Raw genomic sequence first — 6519 nt, 5'->3', positions numbered from 1 at the left:
CCGCGAGGCTGGGGAGGTGTGAGGTGCGGTTGCTGTACGGCCGGGGGGTTCAAAAGGGCAGCCGGGAGGCGGGCGCAGGCGACAACGCGAGCGACGAGAGCTTTAGCGGAGTTCACCGCGCCGCCGCCACCAACCTCTTATAACAAACGTCGTGATCGCCGAAAGCGTTCGACGCCGATTTACGCCTCACGGTCGTACGCGCACTCGATATGGGATACGCGTGCCCCGTCTGCGAGACCCCCCAGCGCGACGGCGAGCACCTCGCTCACCACCTCGCGTTCACGGCGATGCTCCACGGCGACGACCACGAGGCGTGGCTCGACGAGCACGTCCCCGACTGGAGCGACCGCGACCCCGACGGCCTCGCGGCCGAGGTGACCCCGCACGCCGAGGCCGCCGAGTACCACGAGGTGTTCGAGGACACCGTCGACCGCGAGCGCCCCGACGTCGACCTCGGGGACCACGACCACGCGGGGCGCGCGCAGGGCGGTCACGACCACGGCGGCCCGGCCGGTCGCGGCGCTCCCGAACCCCCGGGCGCGAGAGGCGGCGTCGACGAGTCGGGTACGACGGACCCGGAGACCGAAGCCGCGCTGCGCGAGGCCCGCGAACTGACGCGGGAGATGTTTGAGGAGGACGACGACGCCGACAGCAACGACGCCCCCGACGACCCGTCTGCGTAACGGAACGCCCTTTTTAATCGGCGCCGAACGCCCGGTATGCACACCAGAGGGACGTTCGCTCCGGAGACCCGCGCCGACGCGCTCGAACGCTACGAGGAGGTCGGCCCGGTCGCGCAGGTCGTCGTCCGCGAGGCGACGAAGGCGATGGAGTTCGGCGCCGACGAGTACGACGACCGGGTCACCCCCGAGGTGGTCCGGACCGCCCGCGACGCCACCTTCGCCGAGCTGCTCGCGGTCCACGTGGGCGACGGGGACGAGTTCGACGCGTGGCTCGCCGACAGCGAGTTCGACAACGACGACGTGGTCCGGATCGGCTCCGACAACGTCGACAACCTCGTCTGGCACCCGATCCCCTTCGCCGACACTGTGATCGCGGCGACGTTCCAAGACGAACCCGACGCGGCCGCGAGCACCCTCCGCCGGAACGCGTTCGGGCGCGTCTACCGCGAGGAGTTCTACGAGTCCGGGCGGTAGCTCTCTCTGAGCCGCGGCTCGGTGTCGGAGCGCGGCAGACCTGAATAAAGATAAAACGAGACGGAGAGCGACGCTTACGCGAGTTCTTCGATGTTCTCGACGACGGCGTCGGCGAACTCGCTCGTCGCGAGCTTCTCGCCGCCCTCGATCTGGCGGTGGAGGTCGTAGGTGACCTTCCCGGACGAGATGGTCTCCTCGACGGCCTCGCGTACGAGGTCGGCGGCGTCGGACCAGCCGAGGTAGTCGAGCATCTCGCGGCCGGAGAGGATCATCGCAGTGGGGTTCACCTTGTCCTCGCCGGCGTACTTGGGCGCGGAGCCGTGGACGGGTTCGGCGAGACAGCGTCCGTGGCCGCGGTTGATGCCGGGTGCGATGCCGAGACCGCCGATCTGCGCGCCGGCGGCGTCGGACATGTAGTCGCCGTTGAGGTTCATCGTCGCGATGACGGAGTACTCGTCCGTGCGGGTCAGCAGCTGCTGGAGCATGTTGTCCGCGATGCGGTCCTTGACGACGAGGGTACCGTCGGGCTGCTCGCCGTCGTGCTCCTCCCAGAGCTGGTCCTCGGTGATGACGTCGTCGCCGTACTCCTCCTCGGCGACCTCGTATCCCCAGTCACGGAACGCGCCCTCGGTGAACTTCATGATGTTCCCCTTGTGGACGAGCGTGACCGAGTCGCGGTCGTTCGCGAGCGCGTAGTCGACCGCCTCGCGGATGAGGCGCTTCGAGCCGAACTCGGAGATGGGCTTCACGCCGATGCCGACGGGGCCGTCGTGGATCACGTCGGCGACCTCCATGTCCTCCTCCAAGAAGTCGCGTACCTGCTCGGACTCGTCGGTGCCGGCCTCCCACTCGATGCCGGCGTAGACGTCCTCGGTGTTCTCCCGGAAGGTGACCATGTCCATCTCCTCGGGATTCTTGACGGGCGAGGGGACGCCGTCGATGTAGTAGGTCGGCCGGACGTTCGCGTACAGGTCGAGCGTCTTGCGGAGCGCGACGTTCAGCGAGCGGAAGCCGGCGCCGACGGGGGTCGTCAGCGGGCCCTTGATCGCGACGCGGTGGTCGCGGATGGCCGAGACGGTGTCCTCGGGGAGGTTCTCGTCGTACATCTCGCGGGCGCTGCTGCCCGCGTAGACGCGCATCCACGCGATGGAGCGGCCCGTCGCCTCCGCGGCCGCGTCGAGTACCTGCTGTGCGGCGGGTCCGACGTCGGTGCCGATCCCGTCGCCGTGAATGATCGGGATGATCGGGTTCTCGGGGACGTTCAGCTCGCCGGTCTCCTCGTCGGCGAGCGTGATCGCCTCGCCGTCGTCGGGGACGTCGACCTTATCGTAGCTCATGAACGTTCGTGGATTCTGGCGGTGGCTTAAAGTGCCTGCCGCTTTCGGCGTGAGCGCCTCACTCGCAGGATTTGCCGGTTTCGGTCCGGGCCGCTTCGACCTCGACGTCGAACACCGATCGCCACCGGTAGCGCCGGCCGCCCCAGACGAACGTCCGGCGCGCGAGCGCGTACGCGAGAAAGACCGGCGAGACGATCACCGACGGGCCGGCGAGCAGGAACGTCGCCCGCCGGAGCCCGAACCGCGCGTACGCCGCGCCCGACAGCGCCGTGACGAGCGCAACCCCTGCGATCGGCGCGAGCAAACACAGCGACGCGAGCCCGACCGAGAGGACGACGTTGACCGCGGTCGCCGCCGGCGCGTGGTGCCGTGTGATCTGGAAGAACCGGACGAACCGCTCCAACGACTCCCGGGGCGATCCGCCCGCGGTGACGGTCCGTGTACGGTCGACGGCGCTCACGTCGAGGTGTTCGGTGAGGGTCCCGTCGTCGCTGACGGTCCGGCGGAGGTCGTCGAGGAAGGCGTCCTCGTCGAGGTCGTCGCGCTCGAAGACGACCGCGCCGCCCCACGCGATCTCGCCCCGGGAGACCGGCAGCGCCCCGCCGATGACGTACGCCGGCTCGAACAACCGGCCGAGCGGGTCCGCCCCGACGAACACGGGTACCTCCGTCGTCGGCCCCTGCCGGTCGTAGTCGGTGTTGAGCCCCGCGAGCCACTTCGGCGGGTGTCGGAAGTCGTCGTCGGTCCAGACGATCCGGTCGTGTTCGGCGGCCTCCATCCCGGCGGCGATGGCGTTCGCCTTCCCGGAACAGCCCTCGGGTTCTCCCGCGAGGACGATGCGAACCCTCTCGGGGAGCCCGCCGCCTGCCCCTCCGGGGGTCTCGTCGCCTTCCACTCCGGCGGTCTCGTCGCCCCCCAGACGCTCGGCCACCGGGTCGTCGTCGGTGTCGCAGATAATCAACAGCTCGTCGTCCTCGCCGAGCTGGGCCGCCACGTCCGAGCACGCTTCGGTCCTGCGCACCGTCGGGAGCAGCACCGACGTCGGCGGGTGGGTTCGCTCGGTATCGGTCACGCCGACCGGTTCGGGCGGCGGGCGGATAAGTGATTAGCCGTCCGCGATTCCCTCCGAGCGACACTCGCGCGTCCCAAGTTCCCGGATCCGGGTCTCTCCGCCCTCCGTCACGTCGATCTCGACCGCCGAAACGGTGACCGACGCGACGGGCTCGCCCGCGAGCTCCTCCGACCGGTCACAGAGGTGTGCGAGGAGCGCGTCGACGCGAACGGGCGCCTCGGCGTCGGCCAGCAGGGTGAGGTACTTCCGCCACCGGGCGGTGGGGTACGCCCGCGCATCCGACGGCGGCCGATCGGTCGCGACTGGGTCGCCGTACAGCGCGTCGAGCGCGTCGCCGTCGGCGGTCGTCGCCGTCGCGAGCAGGAGCGCGTCGGTCGAACTTGGGTTGGGTGCGAACATGTTCCAGCCGTGCTCGGCCGGATCGACCGTCGCGGCGACGGGTTCGGGCGCGTCGACGACCCCGACCGCGATCGCGTTCCACGCGAGCAGCGACGCGAAGAGGACGGTCGCAACGACGGCGACGACGCGGCCGCCGACCGGCCGGCCCAGCAGGGTGCGGACTGTCCGCTCCGACAGGGCGCGCGTCGCCTGATCCGCTCGGTCTCCGTCGCCTCGGTCGCCGTCGAGGACCGACTCCGCCCACCCGCCGAGTCGCGCGCCGGTCGGTCCGACAATCCCCTCGATGCGATCCCAGACAAACGGCGGGAAGAACGGCAGCAGGGAAGTCGCCGATATCAACGAGAAGACGCCGATCTGCAGCGTGAGCGCCATCGACAGGTGCGCGGCGAGCAGGCTCCCGGCGAGCGCCGCTCGGATCCGGCCCGCGGACGCGACCAGCAGGGGCGACGCAACGAGCACCCCGAGCCACCCGTAGGTGGCGGCCGCGAACAGCGCCGGTGCCTCGGGGAGCTGTCCGCCGAGCGGGCCGTGGAGGTACGTCAGACGGAACACCTGCTCGACCGCCTCGCCGTCGAGCCACGCCGTTCCACGGAGCTTCTCGACCGCGTTAGCGACGTAGACCACGACGACGACGGCCAACAAGAGCGCCGAGGCGGGACCGGTGAAGCGGTCGTTCCCCGCGTCTTTGTCCCCGCGGGCCGGCTCGTCAGGTACTGGTCGGTCGCGTACGGCGTCGACCGACCAGCGCGCGCCGAGAGGGCAGAACAGCCCGGCCGCGACCAGCTGCCAGAGCAGCGTGTCGCCCGCGTTGAGCACGAACGGATTTCGCGCCTGTAGCGACGCGAGCAGGAGCAGCGAGACCGCGGTCGCGAGCCGGGTCCGGTGGCCGATCGCGAGCGCGACGGCGGCCACCCCGGCGACGAGGAACAGCAGCGCGACGGGCCACACCGCGCCGGAGAGCGCGTGCAGCGAGAGCCGAGCGCCGAGAGGGGACGCCTCCGCGAGCGCCGAGCGCGGGAATGCCCCCGCGTCGGTGTAAAAGACCGTCAGGTTCCGGGCGCGCAGCCCGAGGTCGACGAGGAGGACGATTCCGAGCGCGATCCGGAACGCCGCGAGCGCGCGCGGGTCGATCCCGACGCGAGCCCGGACCGCGCGCCAGAGGCGGTGACGGAGCGGCCCCCGGTCGTTCGCCTCCTCGCCGGAGCGCGATTCGGGATCGTCGGGGGCGTCGTCGCCGGCGCGTCCTCGGTGCTCGTCCACGGTGATGGCGACTCCCCGAGCGGCGGGAATAGTTCTTGCGGCGGCGAACGGACGACCGGTCGACGTGGTCGCCCCGCTCCCGAAGTCATCGCCCGCCGCTTCCCGGGCGCTTATCCGGACGCCGCGGAACGTCCGGGTATGTCACAGCGACCCTCGATGCGCGTCGTCGTCCACGGCGGCGCCGGCGGCGCTCCGGACGAGCCGGCGCCCAGACAGGCGGTCCTCGACGAGGCGGCGGAGCGCGGCACCGACGCCCGAACCCCCCTCGACGCGGTCGAGGCGGCGCTCGCGCCCCTCGAATCGAGCCCGCGGTTTAACGCCGGCGTCGGCGGCGCGGTCCAGTCCGACGGCGTCGTCCGCACCGACGCCGGCGTGATGACCTCGGACCGGGAGATCGGCGCGGCCTGCTCGATGCCGGGCGTCGAGCACGCGGCAGGCGTCGCCAGGGTCGTTCACTCGGAGACGCCGCACATCTTCGTCTCGGGCGAGCACGCCGTCGATCTCGCCGTCGACTTCGGCGTCGAAACGGGCGTCGACCTGCTCACCGACGAGACGCGCGAGCGGTACGAGGACGAGGAGCCGCCGCGGGGCGGACCACGCGAACACCTCGACTGGCTCGCGACGCGGTTCGGGTCCGGGTCGGATCAGGCCGGCGGGGGACCTGGGAACGACGCGGACGGCGACGGGAAGCGCGGCGCGCCCGACCACGACACGGTCGGCGCGGTCGCGACCGACGGCGAGCGGTTCGCGGCGGCGACCTCCACGGGCGGCCGGTCGTTCGCGCTCGCGGGGCGCGTCGGCGACGTGCCGCAGGTCGGATCCGGGTTCTTCTGTACCGAGGCCGGCGGCGCGAGCGCGACGGGGGCAGGCGAGGACATCGCGCGCGTCACGCTCTCGCGGCGCGCCGCAGGGTATCTCGACGATGGGCTCGGCGCGCAGGCGGCGGCCGACCGAGCGATTAGCGAGTTCGAGGAGATTACGGGGTCCGGCGCCGGCGTGATCGTTCTCGGGGAGGACGGCGCCGGGAGCGCTTTTAATACGGAGGGGATGCAGACGAGTATCGCTTATAAATAGTTGACCGTACATCGCCTGCGCCCTCCTCGCTGCTGCCCCTTTGAGTCCCACCCCGATCAACAGCACCGTCACCTCACGCCTCCCCAGCCTCGTCACCGGACTCCGTCCGGTTGCAAGCGAGAGCTTCGCTCTCGACCTGTCGGGGGGGGCGGCGAAAGGGAACCGAGCCCGCCAACAACCAGCACACGCAGCGCCGGGGAGCCCCCGCCGCCGGGCGACG

Annotated in this window: 6 protein-coding genes; 3 read left to right on the top strand and 3 right to left on the bottom strand. The window is 71.2% G+C overall.

Features of this window, described 5'->3' with window-relative positions; all coding sequences use genetic code 11:
• The first annotated feature begins 209 nt into the window (after positions 1-209).
• Together OQF71_RS13390 and OQF71_RS13385 are read left to right on the top strand one after the other, a co-directional pair.
• On the top strand, positions 210-683 hold the full coding sequence (locus OQF71_RS13390; RefSeq protein ID WP_280588259.1) for a DUF5810 domain-containing protein: 474 nt from the start codon (positions 210-212) through the stop codon (positions 681-683).
• A gap of 36 nt (positions 684-719) precedes the next feature.
• Positions 720-1157, top strand: coding sequence for a DUF5809 family protein (locus OQF71_RS13385; protein WP_280588257.1), 438 nt, complete (start codon positions 720-722; stop codon positions 1155-1157).
• A gap of 74 nt (positions 1158-1231) precedes the next feature.
• Here the strand turns inward: OQF71_RS13385 and icd are convergent, their stop codons facing one another.
• Genes icd through OQF71_RS13370 form a run of 3 tightly spaced genes read right to left on the bottom strand, consistent with a single transcriptional unit; the run spans position 1232 to position 5225 of the window.
• On the bottom strand, positions 1232-2494 hold the full coding sequence (gene icd, locus OQF71_RS13380; RefSeq protein WP_280588256.1) for an isocitrate dehydrogenase (NADP(+)): 1263 nt from the start codon (positions 2492-2494) through the stop codon (positions 1232-1234).
• A 58-nt stretch (positions 2495-2552) separates the two neighbouring features.
• Positions 2553-3566: a glycosyltransferase gene (locus OQF71_RS13375; RefSeq protein WP_280588255.1), complete on the bottom strand. Its 1014-nt coding sequence runs from the start codon at positions 3564-3566 to the stop codon at positions 2553-2555.
• A gap of 33 nt (positions 3567-3599) precedes the next feature.
• The gene (locus OQF71_RS13370; RefSeq protein ID WP_280588254.1) at positions 3600-5225 is read right to left on the bottom strand and encodes an HTTM domain-containing protein; all 1626 of its coding nucleotides are present in this window, start codon (positions 5223-5225) and stop codon (positions 3600-3602) included.
• A gap of 156 nt (positions 5226-5381) precedes the next feature.
• Between OQF71_RS13370 and OQF71_RS13365 the strand changes: the two genes are divergently transcribed.
• A complete protein-coding gene (locus OQF71_RS13365) occupies positions 5382-6299 on the top strand; it encodes an isoaspartyl peptidase/L-asparaginase (protein WP_280588260.1) in 918 nt (305 codons plus the stop codon).
• Positions 6300-6519 lie beyond the last annotated feature (220 nt).

Origin of the sequence: Halorubrum sp. Boch-26, assembly GCF_029889805.1 — an archaeon.
In the GTDB taxonomy this organism is placed as follows: Archaea; Halobacteriota; Halobacteria; order Halobacteriales; family Haloferacaceae; genus Halorubrum.
Note: the sequence above shows the minus strand (reverse complement) of the source record. Positions and strands in the feature narration are given on the sequence as shown.

Bases quoted from the DNA above. Each gene is read 5' to 3' on its own strand.
- OQF71_RS13390 (WP_280588259.1), top strand. From the start codon at position 210: ATGGGATACGCGTGCCCCGTCTGCGAGACCCCCCAGCGCGACGGCGAG.
- OQF71_RS13385 (WP_280588257.1), top strand. From the start codon at position 720: ATGCACACCAGAGGGACGTTCGCTCCGGAGACCCGCGCCGACGCGCTC.
- icd (WP_280588256.1), bottom strand. From the start codon at position 2,494: ATGAGCTACGATAAGGTCGACGTCCCCGACGACGGCGAGGCGATCACG.
- OQF71_RS13365 (WP_280588260.1), top strand. From the start codon at position 5,382: ATGCGCGTCGTCGTCCACGGCGGCGCCGGCGGCGCTCCGGACGAGCCG.